2 protein-coding genes are annotated in these 1,578 nt (G+C 56.7%); both read right to left on the reverse strand.

Annotated features, from left to right (window positions below; all coding sequences use genetic code 11):
- Positions 1-142 precede the first annotated feature (142 nt).
- The gene (locus EN939_RS33490) at positions 143-700 is read right to left on the reverse strand and encodes a hypothetical protein (protein WP_127271419.1); all 558 of its coding nucleotides are present in this window, start codon (positions 698-700) and stop codon (positions 143-145) included.
- A 373-nt stretch (positions 701-1,073) separates the two neighbouring features.
- Positions 1,074-1,577, reverse strand: a complete 504-nt coding sequence (locus EN939_RS33495) for a fasciclin domain-containing protein (RefSeq protein ID WP_127271744.1) — start codon at positions 1,575-1,577, stop codon at positions 1,074-1,076.
- Between the last annotated feature and the right edge of the window lies 1 nt (position 1,578).

Raw genomic sequence — 1,578 nt, forward strand, 5'->3', positions numbered from 1 at the left:
AGCCAAGGTCGACCACAGCGCCGTGATGGAGTGATGTTTTGGTCGAGGGCCTTTTGTTGAAGCAAGTTTCGAATGCGTCACCGTCGACAAAATGGAAATACAACGTATGGCGACGTCGTCGGCTGTCCCGTTGCACGTGATGCTAGGTTGCCCAAGTATCCAGCTGATTGAGGACGGCAATCGCCGGATACGATTTCCTGCCGGGATAACTTTGGCGGTAGTAGGCATTCCAATAGCTTGTCGCCTTAGCGCGTATTGCACGCATTACCTGCCGGTTCTGCCGGACGAAACTGGCGTAAGCTGTCTGATCGAAATACGGCATCGCCAAATGGATATCGTCGAGAATTTCGACGACGTACTCGCCTAAGAGAAGAACGATGAATGGAATCGTCCAAGGCTCGTTCAGCGGAAGGATAATTTTGGCTGATTTTTGCCTCAGATAACCGTCTGTCGAACGTGTCAGCAAGCACTGCGACCCCGGCGAAAAGCTAGCGAAATCGACAGCTACGGTCGGCAGAAAATGCAACCGATAGGGAATGTAGATGCTGATCCCATCAGATGTGAGATGCCTCGAGGTTGTTCGGTAAGTGTCGTCGACGATGGGAGTCAATTCCTCAGCAGCTATATCGCCAAGCGCTCCAACTCCGAAAGCTGACTTTGCGGCATTTGGGAAAGGCTTGCGTTGGGTAAACCAATCCACGTCGTGTTCCTAACAAGGCTACGAAATCGATATGCAGTCAGTATGTCACATCTGCGGGCGCTAGGTGAGCGTTGTCTCTCTACCCCTCAACCGCGTTGGCAGTCGCATCGCGACGCCACATTCCGGTGCGCGGCGGTCCGTGCCAGCTTACGGCTAACCGGCATCTCGGCTACCCCTGCAAGCGCTCCGTTCAGGTATTTGTCCTCTACGGTCTTCGGTCCATGAACCAAAAGAAACCGGGTCCTGTGAGGGACAGGACCCCGGCCGATGCCGATACGACTTCCCAAGAAACATGGCACCTCGTCATGAGGTGGGGATGGCAGGCCCGAGAAAGCCCCAACGGACCTGCCTTGATCCCCTTTGCCGAAAGCCGTTACTTCGGCAACAGCACCTTGTTGACGACATGGATGACGCCGTTCGACTGGTTGACGTCGGCGATCGTCACTCGCGCCTCGCCGCCTGACTCATCCATGATGTAGAGCTTGCCCTTCTTGACTTCAGCGGTCAGCGTGTCACCGGAGACGGTTTTCATCTCGTACTTGCCGCCCATCGCTTTGGCCTTCTTCATCATTTCGGCGCCCGAAATCTTGCCTGCCACGACATGCGCGGTCAGCACCTTGGTGAGCTTGCCCTTGTTCTCCGGCTTCAGCAGCGTGTCGACGGTGCCCTTGGGCAGTTTCGCAAACGCCGCGTTGGTCGGGGCGAAGACTGTGAACGGGCCAGCACCCTGCAGCGTGTCGACCAGGCCGGCGGCCTTGACCGCGGCGACCAGCGTCGTGTGGTCCTTCGAATTGACGGCGTTCTCGACGATGTTCTTGGTGGTGTACATCGGCGCGCCGCCGACATTCGGGTTTTTGGCATAGGCGGGAGGGGCAATC

This window comes from Mesorhizobium sp. M7A.F.Ca.CA.002.05.1.1, from assembly GCF_003998335.1.
GTDB lineage: Bacteria > Pseudomonadota > Alphaproteobacteria > Rhizobiales > Rhizobiaceae > Mesorhizobium.